General features: G+C 71.5%; 9 protein-coding genes. 3 read left to right on the top strand and 6 right to left on the bottom strand.

Translation table 11 applies throughout. The features are described 5' to 3' along the window. Window positions 1-149 precede the first annotated feature (149 nt). The 3 genes from ACWCP8_RS09775 to ACWCP8_RS09785 all read left to right on the top strand — a co-directional run bounded on the left by ACWCP8_RS09775 (window position 150) and on the right by ACWCP8_RS09785 (window position 9,086). Window positions 150-2,699 carry a S8 family serine peptidase gene (locus tag ACWCP8_RS09775; protein ID WP_451115172.1) on the top strand — a complete coding sequence of 850 codons (2,550 nt, stop codon included), beginning with the start codon at window positions 150-152 and terminating at the stop codon, window positions 2,697-2,699. Next, complete coding sequence (locus ACWCP8_RS09780; protein WP_451115174.1) at window positions 2,699-5,638, top strand: FG-GAP repeat domain-containing protein; 2,940 nt, start codon at window positions 2,699-2,701, stop codon at window positions 5,636-5,638. Before ACWCP8_RS09775 ends, ACWCP8_RS09780 begins: the two co-directional genes overlap by 1 nt. An 85-nt stretch (window positions 5,639-5,723) precedes the next feature. Then, window positions 5,724-9,086, top strand: coding sequence for an ATP-binding protein (locus ACWCP8_RS09785; protein ID WP_451115176.1), 3,363 nt, complete (start codon window positions 5,724-5,726; stop codon window positions 9,084-9,086). A gap of 32 nt (window positions 9,087-9,118) precedes the next feature. On the opposite strand, the gene ACWCP8_RS09790 is transcribed toward ACWCP8_RS09785, so the two are convergent. The 6 genes from ACWCP8_RS09790 to ACWCP8_RS09815 all read right to left on the bottom strand — a co-directional run bounded on the left by ACWCP8_RS09790 (window position 9,119) and on the right by ACWCP8_RS09815 (window position 18,597). Continuing rightward, window positions 9,119-11,005: an ABC transporter ATP-binding protein gene (locus ACWCP8_RS09790; RefSeq protein WP_352266516.1), complete on the bottom strand. Its 1,887-nt coding sequence runs from the start codon at window positions 11,003-11,005 to the stop codon at window positions 9,119-9,121. 150 nt (window positions 11,006-11,155) lie between these two features. Beyond that, entirely contained in the window at window positions 11,156-12,541 is a 1,386-nt protein-coding gene (locus ACWCP8_RS09795; protein WP_352266517.1) for an ABC transporter ATP-binding protein, read from the bottom strand. 138 nt (window positions 12,542-12,679) lie between these two features. Beyond that, complete coding sequence (locus tag ACWCP8_RS09800; protein ID WP_382830533.1) at window positions 12,680-13,945, bottom strand: MFS transporter; 1,266 nt, start codon at window positions 13,943-13,945, stop codon at window positions 12,680-12,682. A gap of 3 nt (window positions 13,946-13,948) precedes the next feature. Then, window positions 13,949-15,373 (bottom strand): CitMHS family transporter, encoded by a 1,425-nt coding sequence (locus tag ACWCP8_RS09805; RefSeq protein ID WP_352266519.1) that lies wholly within the window; start codon window positions 15,371-15,373, stop codon window positions 13,949-13,951. A gap of 121 nt (window positions 15,374-15,494) precedes the next feature. Further along, window positions 15,495-17,774 (bottom strand): molybdopterin oxidoreductase family protein, encoded by a 2,280-nt coding sequence (locus tag ACWCP8_RS09810; protein WP_451115182.1) that lies wholly within the window; start codon window positions 17,772-17,774, stop codon window positions 15,495-15,497. 202 nt (window positions 17,775-17,976) lie between these two features. Further along, complete coding sequence (locus tag ACWCP8_RS09815; RefSeq protein ID WP_451115184.1) at window positions 17,977-18,597, bottom strand: TetR family transcriptional regulator; 621 nt, start codon at window positions 18,595-18,597, stop codon at window positions 17,977-17,979. Window positions 18,598-18,617 lie beyond the last annotated feature (20 nt).

Genomic DNA, 18,617 nt, shown 5'->3' on the forward strand with positions numbered 1-18,617 from the left:
ACCATTCCCCCGGGGTTCGTCACGCGGTTCAGTAATTCGTCAGTAACGGCCTCCTCCTAGCGTCCCGGATCAGCCCGCCCCCTCCCGTACTTCCCCTGACAACAGGAGCGCGGCGGGCTCCCCCGTACCAGCCATGGAGGAGCACTCCGATGCATCTGCCCCGATCCCCGCGGCGCAGAACCGCCGTGTGGGCTGCGGCCGCGATCACGGCCACAGCCGCACTGTCCGGCCCCGCACCCGCATTCGCACAGTCCGCGGCGGACCCGAGCCCCGTCACCGCCAAGGTCGACTCCGCCGTTCTCGACACTGTCGCGAAGGGCAAGGAGTCGACCTTCTTCGTCGTCCTCGAGAGCCAGGCGGACCTGTCCGCGGCCAAGGGCAAGAAGTCCCACGCGGCCAAGGCGAAGTCGGCGTTCGCCTCGCTGCGCAGCGAGGCGAAGAAGAGCCAGAAGCCGCTGCAGTCCTTCCTCGACAAGGAGAAGGTCGGATACGAGTCGTACTGGATCGCCAACGCGCTCAAGGTGACCGGCGGCGAGAACCTCGTCGACGCCCTGGCGAAGCGCCCTGATGTGGCGAGCATCGTCAAGGAGCACACCTACACGCTCGACACGACCGAGTCGAAGGCGACCGACGCCGCCACCGACGCGGACACCTCCGCCGCCGAGTGGGGCGTCCAGGACATCAAGGCCGACCAGGTCTGGGACCAGTACGACGACCGGGGCGAGGGCATCGTCATCGCCAACGTCGACTCGGGCGTCCAGTACGACCACCCGGCGCTCGTCGGCAACTACCGTGGCAACAACGGCGACGGCTCCTTCACGCACGACTACAACTGGTACGACCCGACGGGCCAGTGCACGACGTCGGCGCCCTGCGACAACAACGGCCACGGCACACACACCATGGGCACCATGGTCGGCGCGGGCGGCGTCGGCGTCGCGCCCGGCGCCAAGTGGATCGCCGCCAAGGGCTGTGAGTCCAGCTCCTGTTCGGACTCCTCACTGCTCGCGGCAGGCCAGTGGATCCTCGCGCCGACCGACCACACCGGCCGGAACCCGCGGCCCGATCTCGCCCCCGACATCGTCAACAACTCCTGGGGCGGCGGTGACACGACCTTCTACCAGGACATCGTCGAGGCGTGGAACGCGGCCGGGATCTTCGAGGCGTTCGCCTCCGGCAACGACGGCGACGGCGTGACCTGCTCGACCGGCCACGCGCCGGGCTCGCAGGCGCCCGCGTACGGCGTCGGCGCGTACGACGTGAACGGGAAGATCGCGAGCTTCTCCGGCTTCGGCCCGTCCAGGCTCGACGGCTCGATGAAGCCGAACATCTCGGCCCCGGGCGTCAACGTCCGCTCCACCTGGCCGGGCAACACGTACAGGGCCATATCCGGTACGTCGATGGCGACCCCGCACGTCGCGGGCGCCGTCGCCCTGCTCTGGTCGTCAGCCCCCTCCCTCATCGGCAACATCGACGAGACCCGCGCGCTGCTCAACCAGGGCGCCGTCGACGTCGACGACACGCACTGCGGCGGCACCGCCGACGCGAACAACGTATGGGGCGAGGGCAAGCTCGACATCTTCGCGTCCGTGGACAAGGCCCCGCACACGGCGGCCGTCGTCACCGGCAAGGTCTCGGACAGGGCAAGCGGCTCCGCGCTCTCCGGCGTCACCGTGAAGGCCTCCGGGTCCGCCTCGACCCGCACCGTGACGACCTCGGCGGACGGCTCCTACCGGCTGACCCTGCCGGCGGGCTCGTACGACTTCGCTCTCAGCGGGTACGGCTACGCGAACGACACCTCGTCCGGTGTCACGGTCGCCACCGGCGAGCAGGTCACCAAGGACTTCACGATGGACGCGGTCGCCTCGCACGCCGTGTCCGGCACCGTCCTGGACGTCACCGGCAAGCCCCTCGCCAAGGCCACCGTCCAGGTCACCGGCACTCCGGTCGCCTCCGTCACCACGGACGCGAGCGGACGCTTCAACCTGCCGAAGGTGGCCGAGGGTTCGTACACCCTGACCGCCGCGCCCACAGCGCCCGTGCTGTGCAACGGCGTCTACAGCGGCAAGCTGACCGTGGACGGTGACGAGTCACTGACCGCCCAGGCGCCCGCCCGTTCCGACGCCGCAGGCAACAGCTGCGCCCCGGCGACGTACTCCTGGATCGGCGGCAGCAGCAAGGTCGCGCTCAGTGGCGACGAGGACGCGAAGACGATCGCGCTGCCCTTCCCGGTGAAGCTGTACGGCGTCTCCTACTCCCACGCGAGCGTCACCACCAACGGCCTGATCAACTTCCTCGAACCGCGGCTCGGCGACTACGACAACGTCGCGCTGCCGTCGGCCGGCAAGCCCAACGGCACGGTCGCCGCCTTCTGGGACGACCTGACCCTGGACAGGAAGTCCAGCGTGCAGACCGCGACCACGGGCACGGCCGGAAGCCGCACGTTCGCGGTCGTCTGGAACAACGCCGCCTTTGCCGACAACACCTCGGCCCGTGTCTCCTTCGAGGCCGTCTTCGACGAGGCCACCGGCTCCGTCACCTTCCAGTACCAGGGCCTGTCCGCCGCCTCGCCCGAGAACGGCGCGAGCGCGACCGTCGGCATCGAGAACCAGGCCGGCACCGACGCCCTCCAGTACTCCTTCAACGAGCCGGTCCTGGGGGACCGGTCCGCCATCCGCATCGCGCAGGGGACCAAGTGATGAGAACAAACTCCCGGCGGGCGCTGCGGCTCGCCTCCGCACTGGTCGCGGCAGGTCTGGCGCTGAGCGCCGCACCGCCCGCGCTGGCCGCCGACGACGGCAACAACCTGCTCACCCTCACGGACAGCCAGGCCGAGAAGCTGGCGGACCACGCCCAGCTGAACGCCTACGCGGATGCCGACCGCGAGACCATCGACCCGCAGGGCGCGAACACCGGATCCGGCACCTCCGGACCGGGCCAGGGCACGGACTCGGGCTCCCACCTGGACGAAGGCACCGGCACGGACGCCGGTACCGACGCCGCCGTGACCATCTCCCCCAAGTCCACGGTGGAAGGCGTACGCGGCCTGGCCGCCTCCGCCCCGGCGGGCAAGGGCGGCGACTACTTCACCCTGCACAGCCTCGGCAACGTCCAGCGCAGCAAGGCCGACGGCACCGCCCTGTGGCGGCGTGACAACGCCTCGCTGTACGCGGACTGGGGGGTCAAGAACTCCCGGCCCTGGCAGGTCGAGCCCTACCCGGCGCGCATCGTGATGGGCTACAACGCGGTGAGCCCGTTCACGCCCGCCTCCGACCAGGGGTACGTGACCGGCGACCTGACCGGTGACGGCGTGGACGACGTGGTGTTCTCGGCGAGCGTGGGCGTCAACCCGTACCGCCCCTTCACCTCTCCCGGCTCCTCGCTGCCCAACGGCACGTTCGTCACGGTCCTGGACGGCAGGACCGGCAGGACGCTGTGGTCGAAGCTGTACGCGTACGCCTACAACGTGAAGCTCGTCGGCAGGACGCTCGTCGTCACGGACGCGCCGTACTACAACCTCAACTCCCCGGCCGCCGCCACCGCCACCGTCTCGGGCATCCGCTTCTCGTACGCCGACGGGGCGCTGACCCCCTCCGCCACCTGGACGTACGACACGGGCGTGCGCGCCGGTACGGCGTGGGGCGCCCTGGAGGACCTCGGCGGCGGACTGGTCGCCGCGTCGTACAACCAGCGCAAGACCGCGACCGCCGCGGGACGCGGCCACACCCTGGTGCTCGACACCGAGGACGGCGCCGTCAAGTGGCAGACGGACAGCGCCCTCTACTCGCGCCAGCTGCACCTGGACACCACGCGCGGACGACTCGTGGCCCTGGAGCAGTCCGACCCCAACGACGGCGTGAAGTACGAGCTGGACTCCTACTCCCTCGCCGACGGCAAGCGCGCCACGCTCGACACCCGGATCAACGCGCTGCCCATCGACATGACGATGGGTGATCTGCGGGGCGACCGGAAGTCCGAGTACGTGGTCAGCGAGTCCACGCTCAGCCCTACGCTGTACATCAACGCCAACACGGTCCGGGTCGTGGACGGCACGGACCCCGGCAGCCTGCTGTGGTCCTCCACCGTCAAGCGCGACGCCGACAACGGCCACGACGGGCCGAGCGCCTGGAGCCTCGACGTCGTCGACGGCAGCCTCGTCACGGCCGCCCAGGACGACACCGGCATGAACACCGCCGAGAACCCCGGCGGCGGGCAGTACGCCTCGCTCACCGTGTTCTCCGGCAGCGGCAACGTGCGCTGGCAGGAGAAGGGCATCGGCGCCTCGCCGATGTTCAACCAGGTCTACCGCGACGCGGACGGCCAGCACATCCGCACCGTCGACCAGAACCAGAACATCCGCACCTACGGGTTCGGCAACGGCAAGCAGCAGAGCCTCCTGCCGCTCCAGGGCGACCTGTCGTCCGCGCAGTCGTCCGACATCGACGGCGACAAGAAGAACGACCTGGTCGTCGGCGGCAAGTCCAACGGCGTGTGGGCCTACTCCGGGCCCTCGCTGACCGCGGGCAAGCCCAAGCTGCTGTGGAAGGCCACCGTCCCCGGCCAGGTGCACGGGATCGAAAAGGGCGACGTCAACGGCGACGGCCACGACGACTTCGTGGTGGCCGCCGACACGGCCGTCGCGGTCCTCGACGGGCGCACCGGCAAGGTCATCGAACGCATCGACGGGGACGGGCAATTCGTCCGCTCCGTGACGGTCGCCGACCTCGACGGCGACAAGCGCGCCGACATCGTCGTGCCGACGGACAAGGTGCGGGCCTACCGCGGTGACGGATCGGCGCTGTGGACGTACGGTGCGCCCGACAGCGCGGGCAGCGTCGTCTTCGGCGACCTCGCAGTGGGCGAGGGGCGGGTGTACGCGCAGTACGCGAACACCGGCTCCCTCCACAAGGAGTCACCCGCGGTCGACGGTGTCGCGCTCGACGCCAAGACGGGCACCGTACGCTGGACCGCCGCGCCGAAGGCCCCGGCCGCGAGTGTGGACGGCAAGCTGTACGGAACCGTCCTGAACCGCGGTGTCTTCACCTCGCCGGAGATCCCGTACGCCGACGGGCACGCGGTCGTCTACACCTGGGTCGCTGTCACCTCAACCACCGCCGAGGGCACGCCGGATGCTTCCAGCCTGCGCACGGTCGTCGAGATCCGTGACAGCCGCACGGGCGAGGTCCTCCACCAGGGCCTGGCCGGAGGCCTCTGGACGGTGGGGAACTTCTTCACCGGGCCCGAGGGTCTCGTCCTCGCGGGGACGGCGTCGTTCCGCACCTTCGCGGCCGGCGGCAAGGACTACTCGATCTTCACGCTGCCGACGACGAACACCGGCGGGTTCCTCACCGGTCCGGGCGGACGGCGCCTCCTCGTCGGTGGCGTCGAGGCCGGCCTCGACCTGTGGGATCCGTCCGTCCTGACGGCCGACCACAACTACCCTGCCGACGTCGGCAGGATCACCTTGATGGGCGCCAGGAACTACTTCTCCGGCGACCTGGACGGTGACGGCGTCGACGAGGTCGTGAACCTCGGCTTCGACGAGACGGGCTTCGACCGCATGACCGAGCTGCTCGGCGGCCGGTATCTGCAGCAGTTCACCGCCATCTCCCAGCTGACGGTGTCCACGCTCTCCTGACGGACACCTCAACTCCGAAGGCCCCCCGGACCTCCGTGCGGGGGGTCTGTGGCGTGTCCGAAGAAGGGAGTTAAAGTGCGCCCTTATGGGTGCGGAAGACACGAACCACAGCGCAGAGCCCATTCCCCCACTGCTGCGACTGCACCTTTTCGGCGGGTTCCGGGTGACTCGCGACCGCGGGCCCGCGCTCGCCGACAAATGGCCCCGCCCCAGCGCCCGAGCCCTCGTGAAACTCCTCGCCGTCTCCCCCGGCCACAGCCTCCACCGCGAGCAGGCCATGGAGATCTGCTGGCCGGACTCCGACACCCAGGCCGCGCTCGGCAGTCTGCGGGTCGCCCTGCACGCCGCCCGCCGCGCCATCGAGCCGGAGCTGGCCCCCCGCGCCTCCTCGTCCTATCTGACCGGCGAAGGCACCCTGCTGCGGCTCGATCCGCACACCGTGGTGATCGACGCCGATCAGGCCGAGAACCTCGCCGAACAAGCCCTGGCCGGGGGTTCGACGGAGGCGCTGACCGCCGCACTCGCCGCGTTCACCGGCGAGCTGCTGCCCGAGGACCGGTACGCGCCCTGGGCCGAGGCCCGGCGCGAGGATCTCTCCGCGATGTGCGACCGGGTACGGCTGGCGCTTGCCGAGGCCCATCTCGCGGACGGCGAGACCGAACTGGCCACCGAGGTGGCGCTGCGTGCCGTGGCCGCCACGCCGGCCGAGGAGCGTGCCCACCGGGTGCTGATCGACGCCTACCTGCGCCAGGGCCTTCGCCGGCAGGCCGTGCGTCAGTACCACCTGTGCCGGGAGGCGCTCGACGCCGAACTCGGCGTGCGGCCCGGCCCGGCGACCGAGCAGCTGTATCTGCTGGCGCTGGACGCGTCCACGGCCGTGATTCCGGCCGCCGCCGTGCCCGTTCTCCCGGCTGCGATACGCACCCCGCCCGGGCCGCCGCTGCGGGGCCGGTCCGACGAACTCGGCGTGCTGCTGGCCGCTGACGGGCCTCCGGTGCGGCTCGTCGGCGGCGAGGCCGGGGTGGGCAAGACGCGGCTGACGGCGGAGGCGGCCCGGCGGGCGGCCGAGGCCGGGACGACCGTGCTCTGGGGCGCGGGTCACGACGCCGAGGGGCACACCCCGTACGGCGTCTTCGTCGAGGCGCTGGATGCCTGGCTGGCCGACCGGCCGTCCGCCGAACGGGCCAGGATCGGCGGCGAATACCCCGAACTCGCCTCACTCCTGCCCACGTTGGGGCAGATCGGGGCGGGCACGGAGCGCAGTCCCGAAGAGCAGCGCGACCGGTTGTTCCGGGCCACGGCCGGGCTGCTCGGAGATCTGGCGGCGGCCGGACCCGTCCTGCTGGTGCTGGACGATCTGCATGCCGCCGACACGGGGTCGTACCAGCTGCTGAGCCATCTGGCCCGGCGGGCGTCGGCCACAGGAGCCGCGTGGCGTTTCGTCGTCACGTACCGCGCGGAGGAGTTCGACGGGACGGACCCACGCCGCACCGCACTGGAAGCGCTGTCCCGCCAAGGGCTCGCCCGCTCACTGGAGTTGGGACGACTGGGACGCGAGGAGTGTCTGGCCGTCGCGGAGGACGCGGGTGCCAGGACCGGTCTCGACCGGGTCTGGCAGCTCTCGCTCGGTAATCCGCTGTTCGCCCTGGAGCTCGCCCGCTCCGCTCAGGACGGCGCGGACACCGCCGGGCTGAGCGCCCCGGAGGGCGTCCGTCAACTGGTGACCGCTCGCCTTGCGCGGCTCGGGCCCGCGGCACGCCGGGTCGTCGAGGCCATCTCCGTGGCCGGCGGCGGGGCCGCACTGGGCGAGATCCTGGATGTGGCGGAGCACGGCCTGCATCCGCCGCTCTCGTCCGCCGAGGCGACCGACGCCGTGGACGCGGCGGTCGCCGCCTCGGTGGTGGCGGAACGGCCGGTGGTGGTCGGTGGCCGGCCGCTGCCCGGCCTCGCCTTCCGCCACCCGCTGGTGCGACTGACCTGTTACGACGGCCTGTCCGCCGCGCGCCGCCGACAGCTGCATTCGGCGTACGCGGAGGCGGTGCTGAGGCGGCGCCCCGACGCCGTCGACACGCTGGCCTCGCATCTGACCCGGGCCGACGACCCACGTGCCACCCAGTACCTGCGGCAGGCCGCCGAACGCGCCGCGGCCCTCTGCGCCAATGACACCGCCGACCGCTACTACGCCGAACTGACCGCCCGGCTCGACGCGATGGCCGCCGATGCGGCCCAGGCCCGGATCGACCGCGGAGCCGTCCTGCGACGGATGGCCCGGTACCAGGAGGCGGCCACCGTACTGCGCGAGGCGCTGGCGGACATGGTCCGGCGCGGCGACGAGGACGGCCAGGTGCTGGCCGCGGCCCGGCTGACCGAGGTGCTGGCGAAGCATCGCGGCACCGACGAGGGCGAGGAGCTGCTGCGTACGTACCCCCCGGGCCCGCACACCCCGCCGCCCACCACCGCGACGCACCATCTGGCAGCGGCGGTCGTGCGGTTCGTGGGCGGCCGGTACGAGGCCGCCCACGCCTCGGCCCGCAGGGCGCAGGAGGCCGCCGAGGCGGTGCGGGGCAGCGAACGCCGGGGGCTGCTGGCCAGGTCCCTGGGGAGCCAGGCGACCGCGCTCGGCCTCGCGGGCCGGTTCGCGCAGGCCCGCGCCGCGGCCGATCTGGCGCTGCCGCATGCCGAGGCGTACGGGGACCAGGAACTGCTGGTCACCATCCTCTCCGTGCTGCGGGAACACGCGCGCCGGTCCGGCCGGCTCGGCGAAGCGGTCTCCATCGGCCGGCAGGCACTGAGCCTGGCCGAGCACACCGGCGATCCGACAACGGTGTCCTTCGAGCGCGCCAATCTGGCTGAACTGCATCTGCTTCTCCGGGAGTTCGCCGAGGCACGGGAACAGGCCGAGGCGGCCGTCCGGGATGGAGAACCGAGTCCCGCCTGGTGCACCCCGTACGCTCTGGCCGCTCTGGCCCGCGTCCGGATCAGAACCGGTGAGCCCGGCGCGGCGGAGCTGCTGGCGCGGGCGGGGCGGACCGCCGAGGCGCAGCGCGACCGGCAGGCCGTGCACGAGGTGCGGACGGCGGACGCCGAACGCCTGGTGCGCGAGGGTCGCCCGCAGGAAGCCCTCACTCTGCTGGCCGACGACAGCGACCCGTCAGCGGCGCCTCTGCTGGCCTGGGCGGAACTGCTGTCGGGTCACCCGGAGCGGGCGGCGCGGCGGGCGGCGGCGGAGACGCTGCGGGCGGCGCGGGTCGGCGAGCGGCTGTCGGAGACCGAGTCCCGCACGGTGCATGCCGCCGCGCTCGCGGCGCTGGGCCGGGAGCGGGCGGCTTGCGAGGAGTTCGAGCGGGCGGCGACCCTGGCCAGGGAACTCCCCTATCCGGCTGGGGCGTTCGCGGTGGACGAGGCCGGCGGGACGGACTGGACCGCCCGTTCCGCACCCCCTGGCTGACCAGCGGTCCGCTGCCGCGGGGACGGCTGCCGTCAGGCGAGCTCCGCGGGCTCCGCGCCCGGACGCTCGAACTGGGTGCGGTACAGCTCCTCGTACCGGCCGCCGGACGCGAGGAGTTCCTCGTGGGTGCCCCGCTCCACGACCTGCCCGTTCTCCACGACGAGGATGAGATCCGCCGTCCGCACGGTGGACAGCCGGTGGGCGATCACCACCGCGGTGCGTCCCTGGAGGGCTTCGGCCAGTGCCTCCTGGACGGCCGCTTCGGAGGTGTTGTCCAGATGGGCGGTGGCCTCGTCGAGGATGACGACGCGCTGGCGGGCCAGCAGCAGCCGGGCGATGGTCAGCCGCTGGCGTTCGCCACCGGAGAGGCGGTATCCGCGTTCACCGACGACGGTGTCGAGCCCGTCGGGGAGTGAGGCGACCAGGCCGTCCAGGCGTGAGCGGCGCAGAGCGTCCCAGAGGTCTTCCTCGGTGGCTTCGGGGCGGGCGAGGAGGAGGTTGGCGCGGACCGACTCGTGGAAGAGGTGGCCGTCCTGGGTGACCATGCCGAGCGTGTCGCGCAGCGTGTCGGCGGACAGGTCGCGTACGTCGATGCCGCCGATGCGTACGGCGCCCTCGTCCGTGTCGTACAGCCGGGGCAGCAGCTGCGCGATGGTCGATTTACCCGCGCCGGACGACCCGACGAGAGCCACCGTCTGGCCGGGTTCGGCACGGAAGGAGACGCCGCGCAGCACTTCGGTGCCGCCGCGGGTGTCCAGGGTGGCGACGTCTTCGAGCGAGGCGAGGGAGACCTTGTCGGCGGAGGGGTAGCCGAAGCGTACGTCGTCGAATTCCACGGACACCGGCCCCTCCGGGACCGCCCGTGCGTCCGGCTTCTCCTCGATGAGCGGCTTGAGGTCGAGGACCTCGAAGACCCGCTCGAAGCTGACGAGCGCGCTCATCACCTCGACGCGCGCCCCGGCGAGGGCGGTCAGCGGCGCGTACAGCCGGGTCAGCAGCAGGGCGAGAGCGACCACCTCGCCGGCATCCAGCCGGCCGCGCAGTGTGTAGTACCCGCCGAGCCCGTAGACGAGGGCGAGCGCCAGCGCCGATACGAGGGTGAGCGCCGTGATGAACGCGGACTGGGCCATGGCCGTGCGGACACCGATGTCTCGCACTCTGGCCGCCCTGGCGGCAAATTCCGCGGATTCGTCGGCGGGCCTGCCGAAGAGCTTGATCAAAGTGGCGCCGGGCGCGGAGAAGCGCTCGGTCATCCGGGTTCCCATCGCCGCGTTGTGGGCGGCGGCCTCCCGCTGGAGTCTCGCCATCCGCACACCCATCCGGCGTGCGGGCAGTACGAACACCGGCAGCAGGACCAGCGCGAGTGCAGTGATCTGCCAGGAGATGCTGAGCATCACACCGAGGGTGAGAAGGAGGGTGACGACGTTGCTGACGACGCCCGACAGGGTGTTGCTGAAGGCGCGCTGGGCGCCGATGACGTCGTTGTTGAGGCGGCTGACGAGCGCGCCGGTGCGGGTGCGGGTGAAGAAAGCGATCGGCATGCGCTGCACATGGTCGAAGACTGCGGTCCGCAGATCGAGGATGAGCCCCTCACCGAGGTTGGCCGAGAGCCAGCGGCCGACCAGCCCGAGCCCGGCCTCCGCGACGGCGATCACGGCGATGAGCACGGCCAGCCGCGTGACGGTGCCCGCCTCCTTGCCGGTCACGATCGCGTTCACGACGCGGCCGGCGAGCACGGGGGTGGCGACAGCGAGCAGCGCCGTCGCCACGCTCAGTACCAGGAACAGGGCGACCCGGCGCCGGTGCGGACGGGCGAACGCGGCGATACGCCGCAGGGTGTTCCGGTCGAAGGGGCGTCGGTCCTGCTGCGCGTTCATGACGTTGTGGAGCTGCGTCCACGCGGTGGCTTCCATGCTCATGGGAAGACCGTACGACCTCCACCGGACTTGAGGTCAACGCCCAGGTTCACCAGCTGCCCGGAACCCCTGGAGGGTGCCCGCACTGCCCGCACAGTCCCGCCCGGCCCGCGCCACACTTCCGGGCGTACGGCGGGACTCTGCCGGCGTCTTCTAGACGTCGAGTCCGGGGATGTCCTTCGGCAGGGGGCAGATCCGGCGGCCGTAGTGGTCGAAGACGTACAGATGCGCGAGGTCGACCAGGAGCGGGACCTGTCCGCCGATGCGCAGCCGCATGTCGGGGCCGGTACGGACGACCAGGTCGCTGGCCGTGATCGCGGGGCGGTCGGGGGTACGGGTGGCGGGGTGCCCACGGTCGGGCTCCGGCTCGTCGAGGGCGACGACGGGGCCGCTGATGTGGCCGGTGGCGCGCTCCCTCAGCCGTTCCAGTACGCCCACCCCACCACCGGAACCACCACCGATTCCGCTGCTGCCGACGGCGCGGCGGCGACGCGGGGCGACTCTGTCGGGGCGGGCCGATTCGAGGTCGGGCACCACGGCGGGCTGCGACCCCGTATTGAGGTGGACCAGTGCCTCGTGCCCCTGGTACTCGACGTGTTCGACGATGCCGCTCAGCGCGACCTCGCCGGGGCGGGCCTGGCTGGGCGCAGCGATCCTCGCCGCCTCCGAGCGCAGTCCGACAATGATCTGGCGGCCTTGCTGGATGCGGAGCAACTGGTGGTCGGGGCTGAGCGGTTCGGGCAGTGGCAGCCGCTGGCGGCCGAGGTCGATCGACATGCGCCCTTCGAGGGGGGCGTGGACGACGGCCTGGAGGAGGTTGATGCGCGGGGTGCCGACGAACGCGGCGACGAAGACGTTCTCCGGCAGGGCGTAGACCTCACGCGGCGGGCTGACCTGCTGGAGCCGTCCGCCGCGCATCACGGCGACCCGGTCACCGAGGGACATCGCCTCGGCCTGATCATGCGTCACATAGACGGTGGTGACGCCCAACTCCCGGGTGAGCTGCGAGATTTCGGCCCGCAGGTGGTTGCGCAGCTTCGCGTCGAGATTGGAGAGCGGTTCATCCATCAGGAACACCGAGGGCCGGCGCGAGATGGCCCGGCCCATGGCGACGCGCTGGCGCTCACCGCCGGAGAGCTGACCGGGGTAGCGGTCGAGGACGCTTTCGATGCCGAGCATCCTGGCCGTGTTCTCGACGCGAGCGGTGTGGTCCTGGCCGGGGTTCTCCAGCTTCAGCGGGAAGCCGATGTTGGCCCGGTTGGTCATGGTCGGGTAGAGCGCGAAGTTCTGGAACACCATGGCCATGCCGCGCTCGCGGGGCGCTACGTGGTTGGCCGGTTCGCCATCGAGCAGCAGCTCGCCCTCGGTGATCTCCTCCAGGCCGGCGATCATGCGGAGCACGGTCGACTTGCCGCACCCCGAGGGGCCGAGCAGGACGACGAACTCGCCCGGGTCGATGGAGAGCGAGAAGCGGTCTACGGCACGCTGGGTCCGTCCGTACGCCTTGCTGACGTTGTGCAGGGAGATGGCGCGAGTCATGTGTGGGTCCGCCCGGGAGGATGGTGAGGTGGAGCGGTGGGGAGCGGCTGCAACGCGCTGAAATTAGCCCACTACCCGGGGTGCTGGGAATGACTCGTGCAAAGGTTGCGCAGTACTGGGGTGGGTGAGCCGGAAGCTTCAGGTGCGATTCTGGTTCACGGCGGGCAGTTCGGACCTGGGAACGGGTGCGGGTGCGGGAACGGCCGGGGTCGCATCGGCGGTCCGGGCGCGCCCTCCGCGCATCCCCAGCCCCGCCGCCGCGAGCAGAAGCGCACCCAGCATCACGAACGGCGCGGCGGTGCCCGCCACTCCGGCGATCACACCGGCGGACGCGGGGGCCGCGACCTGGCCGAGCCGGTTGCCGGTCAGCCGGAGCGCGAGCGCGGTGGAGCGGGCCTCCGCCGGGGCCGCCTGGACGACGGTGGTCATCGACAGGGGCTGGCCGACCCCGAGACAGAAGCCGAGCACGGCGAGCATCGTGGCCAGCGCCCAGACGGGGACCGGCAGGGCGATGCCCGCGCAGAGCAGCCCGGCCAGCAGACAGGTCGTGGTGAGCAGTGCCGTACGGCCCAGGAGGCGCAGCATCGGCGTCATCACCAGGCGGCAGGCGATGGTGGCGGCGGCCCGCAGGCTGAGCAGCAGCCCGATGGTGGCGGGGGCGATGGAGCGGTTCTCACCGACGACGGGCAGATAGGCGGTGAGGATGTCGGTCGCGGAGAGCACGGCGAGGCTGATGAAGATGCCGGCCGGAACGCCGCGGGTACGCAGGATGCGGCCGACGGGCACCTTGTCGGCCCGGGCCGCCGCGCGGGCGTCCGGCGCCGTGCGGTGTTCGATGCGCCAGAGCGAGACGAAGGACGCGGCGGCGACGGCCGACGAGACGACCAGGGCGAGTGCGCTCGTACGGGCCAGGGCTCCGTCCCGCTCGGAGATCACGTACCCCGCGGCGATCGGCCCGATGAGCTGGCCGAGCGAGGCGCCGATGGTGAAGTGGCCGAAATTTCGGTCCTGTTCGGCGGGGGCGGACTGACGGGCGACGATCGACTGGGCGCCGATCACGAAGCAGAGATGGCCGAGCCCCATCACACCGCTCCACGCCGCCATCGCCGGGAGGGAACCCGCCGTACCGCTCAGGGCGCAGCCGCCGGCGATCAGGACGACGCCCAGGGGCAGCAGGGGGGCGCACCGGCCGTGGTCCGTCCGGCGGCCGAGCGGGACGGCGGCGAAGAGCGGGAGGAGTGCGTACACCCCGGTGATCACGCCGATGGCGCGCTCGTCCGCACCGAGCGAGAGAGCCCGGTAGGAGACGGCGGGCCGCGCCATCGACACCGCCCCCTGCGCGAAGGCGAAGGCGATGACGAGGCGCAGCAGCCAGCTCCTGCCGGGCTCTTCCGTGTCTGCCATGGATCAGATGATGCCGAAGAGGAGGCCGGCGCCGAGCACCACCAGTGAGGTGAGCGCGGCCCATTTGACGGTGAACCTGGTGTGGTCGCCGAATTCGACCTTCGCCATGCCGACGAGCACATACACGGCGGGGACCAGCGGGGACGACATGTGGAGCGGCTGGCCGACCAGGGAGGCGCGGGCGATCTCCAACGGGGAGACGCCGTGGGCGGCGCCGGCCTCGGCGAGCACGGGGACGACGCCGAAGTAGAAGCCGTCGTTGGACATGAAGTAGGTGAGCGGGATGCTCAGGATGCCGGTGATGATCGCCATGTGCGGGCCCATGCCGTCCGGGATCGCGCCGACGAGCCAGTCCGCCATGTGCTCGACCATGCCGGTGCCGGAGAGCACTCCGGTGAATACGGCAGCGGCGAAGACCATGCCGGACACGTTGAGGACGTTGTCCGCGTGGGCCGCGATGCGGGCCCGCTGGTCGGGCATGTGGGGGAAGTTGACGGTGAGGGCGAGGGCCGCGCCGAGCAGGAAGAGCACCGGGATCGGCATCACTTCCATGATCATCGCGGTGAGGAGGGCGACGGTGAGCCCGGCGTTGAACCAGTAGAGCTTGGGCCGCAGGGTGGCACGGTTCGGGTCGAGACCCTTGAAGCCCTCGTCGTCGTCCGCGTCGCCGTGGGCCGCTGCCGTGGGCTCGGCGTCCGCGCCCGTACCGGCTCCACCCGAGGTCTTACGGGTACGGTCGCTGCCGCCGGCTGCGCCGCCCGCACCGACGAGGACCGTCCCGGGCTCCTGGACCACGGCCTCGTCGAGGGTGAGGAAGCCCAGCCGCTTGCGCTCGCGCCGGCCGAGGACGACCGCCAGGAGGATGACCGCGAGCAGTCCGACGCCGAGCGCCGGGATCATCGGGACGAAGATGTCGCCCGCGTCCAGCTTGAGCGCGGTGGCGGCGCGGGCGGTGGGGCCGCCCCAGGGCAAGGTGTTCATGACACCGTTGGCCGTGGCGGCGACACCGGTCATCACGACGAGGCTCATCTTGAGGCGCTTGTAGAGCGGATACATCGCCGAGACGGTGATCATGAACGTGGTGGACCCGTCGCCGTCCAGCGAGACGATCGCGGCGAGCACCGCCGTACCGATGACGATCCGCATCGGGTCGGCCTTGCAGAAGCGCAGGATGCCCCGGACGATCGGGTCGAAGAGGCCGACGTCGATCATCACACCGAAGTAGACGATGGCGAACATCAGCATCGCGGCGGTCGGGGCCAGGTTGCCCACGCCGTCGATCACGTAGTCACCGAGCTTGGCGCCCTGTCCGACGGCGACACAGAAAAGTGCGGGGATCAGGACCAGCGCCGCGATGGGCGACAGCTTCTTCATCATGATCAGGACCAGGAAGGTCGCAATCATGGCAAAGCCGAGGATTGTCAGCATGTGGGATACCTATCGTTCACCCTTGAACTCCCACCGGAGTCGGCGGTCCGGATGACGTTAGGGCGCGTCTTGCTGCGTTAACAAGACGTTGACATGTGAGCAATACGAGCAAAACCCCAGGTCAATGGCCAGGTGAGGTGCTGGGCGCCACCGCGACGGGGATGCCGTTGAGGACGGCGGTGCCGGACAGCGGGTCGAGCAGGGTGCCGTCGAGGAGCTGGTTGACGTTGACTCCGGGGACGGCGGAGGCAACAGACGTCCGGGTGCCGGGCCGGTCGTGGCCCCAGCCGTGCGGGAGGCTCACCACTCCGGCCCGGATCCCCTCGGTGATCTCCACGGGTGCGGTCAGTGCGCCGCCGGCCGCAGTGATCGTGGCGGGGGTGCCGTCCGCCAGTCCGAGCCGAGCCGCGTCGGCCGGGTGCATCTGGAGGGTGCAGACATTCGAGCCACCACCGAGCGAAGCGACGTTGTGCATCCAGCTGTTGTTGGAGCGCAGATGGCGGCGGCCGACGAGGACGAGCGAGTCGGCTCCCGGCCGGTCGGCGAGGGCGCTGCGGAGCCTCGGCAGATCGGCGGCGATCGCCGCGGGTAGGAGCTCGATGCGTCCGCTGCGGGTGGTCAGGACCTGCGGGACACGGGGCCGGAGCGGGCCGAGATCGATGCCGTGCGGGTGGGCGAGCAGCCGGTCCAGGGTGAGGCCGTCGGAGTCGGCGCCGAAGCCTTCGCCGTACGGGCCGAGGCGGAGCATCAGGTCGAGGCGGCGTTCCGGCCCGGTGCGGCCGGTGAGCGCGGCGGCCAGTTCGGCGGGGGTGCGGCCGTGCACGGGCGAGAGAGGATCGGCGACGGCCTTGGCCAGCACCCGATCAATGATCACGGTGTCCACGGCAGCCACGGCGGACCCGTCGGCTCCGCGCATCCCGGAGACGGCGAGGACGAGCCGGGCGAGGATCTCGCTCTCGTCGAGGAGGCCGTCGTCGAGCGCGACGGCAGGGCGGGTGTAGCGGACCTGGTTGCGTACGGCGAGTGCGTTGAACGCGAAGTCGAAGTGGGCGCTCTGCGACGGCGGCGGCGGCGGCAGCACCACATGGGCGTGGCGCGAGGTCTCGTTGAGGTACGGGTCGACGCTGACCATGAAGTCCAGCCCGGCCAGGGCCCGGTCCAGTCGGTCGCCGTCGGGTGCGGAGAGCACGGGGTTGGCGGCGAGGACGATCAGGGCGCGGATCCGGTCGTCCCCCGGGGTCTCGATCTCCTCGGCGAGTGCGGCGACGGGCAGTTCACCCTTGGCCTCGGGGTGCCCGGAGACCCGGCTCGTCCAGCGTCCGAGGGCGAAGCCCTTGCCGGGGGCGGCGGGCCGGGGGGCGCGGGCGGTGGCGGAGAGCGGGAAAAGGGCGCCACCGGGGCGGTCGAGGTTGCCGGTGAGGATGTTGAGGACGTCGACGAGCCAGCTGGCGAGGGTGCCGTGCGCCACGGTGCAGCTGCCGATGCGCCCGTAGACGGCGGCGGTGGGGGCGGCGGCCAGCTCCCGGGCGATCGTACGGATGGTCGCGGCGTCCACGTCACACGCCTCGGCGACCGCCTCGGGGGTGAACTCCCGTACGACGTCGGCTACTTCGTCGAGCCCTTCGAGATGGTCGGCGAGCGCACCGGGGTCGGTGAGCTTCTCCTCGAAGAGTACGTGGGTGAGTGCGGCGAGCAGGAGTGCGTCGGTGCCCGGGCGGATGGCGACATGCCGGTCGGCGAGGCGGGCGGTCCGGGTGCGGCGGGGGTCGACGACGGTGAGGGTGCCGCCGCGACGACGCAGCGCCTTGAGCCTGCCGGGGAAGTCGGGGGCCGTGCAGAGGCTGCCGTTGGATTCGAGCGGGTTGGCGCCGAGGAGCAGCAGATGGTCGGTGCGGTCGATGTCCGGCACCGGGATGGCGTTCGGGTCGCCGAAGAGCAGTCCGCTGGAGACATGTTTGGGCATCTGGTCGAGGGTGCTCGCGGTGAAGAGGGCGCGGGTGCGGAGCGTGGTGAGCAGGGCGGGCGGGTAGAGCGCGCCGGCCATGGTGTGCACGTTCGGGTTGCCGAGGACGACACCGACGGACTGTTGCCCGTGCTGCTCGGTCAGTGCGGGCAGGGCTGCCGCGATCGCATCGAACGCCTCGCTCCAACTGACCTCCTGCAGCACGCCGTCCTTGCGGACGAGGGGGGTGCGGAGCCGGTCGGGGTCTGCGTCGAGCCCGCCGAAGGACGCGCCCTTGGGGCAGATGAAGCCCCGGCTGAAGACGTCGTCCCGGTCGCCGCGGGCGCCGGTGACCCGTGTCCCCTCGATGGTGAGGGTGAGTCCGCAGGTGGCTTCGCACAGGGGGCAGATGCGCAGGGCGGTGCGGGACTCGCGGGAACTGCTGGAGTCGTGCGGCATGGGCCCTCCCCGGGGCGGCGACAGCGGTGGCGCGGAGACATGGGCAAGCACGGCCGAGCATACCGACCGGTAGGCATGGTGGGGAGGTGTTGTCGCGACGATGTTGCCGGGCAGGGGCAGGGGTCGCGTCGGATTTCCGCGAAGCGCGGTGCGGTGCCGTGCAGTGGGTTGCGCTGCCGCGGGGTGCCGTGCGGCGCCGGGTTCAGTCCAGGACCCGGGCCAGGTACGCCTGGATCAGGACGCGGGTCTCGGCAACGATGGCCTGATCGCCCGACGGCTCGGTGCGGAAGGCGAGTTGGAGGAGCGCGTCGGCGGCCTCGACGCAGACCAGGATCGTCCGGAGCAGATCTTCGTCAGGGGTGCGTCCCAGATGACCGGAGAGCAGGTGGGCGAGCCGGTCCGCGACGCGATGGTTGGCGTCGGAGGCCGGGTCGTCCACGGGGGCCGGAGCGCCGAAGTCGACGAGCGCGAAGCCGGGGACGGAGCGCTTCATCTCGAGGTATTCGTCGAGCACGGCGTTGATGGCGCTGCGCCAGTCGGCAGCCGGGATGGCGGCCAGGCGGCCGGTGATGCGCTCCGCGTAACTGTCCAGGTTGCGCCGGGCCAGGGCGTCGGCGAGGGCGCGCTTGTTGGAGAAGAACCGGTAGACGGATCCGATCGGGACTTCCGCGCGGGCCGCGACGGCCCGGGTGGAGAGCTGCTCGTAACCGGTCTCGTCGAGGAGTTCGGCACAGGCGTCGAGTATCCGGGAGAGGCGTTCGGCACTGCGCTGCTGCACGGGGGCGCGGCGGAGGTTCGTATTCGCATGGGGCACGGGCTCCATGATGCCGTGGCTCTCCTCTG

Source organism: Streptomyces sp. NPDC002206 (assembly GCF_053593595.1).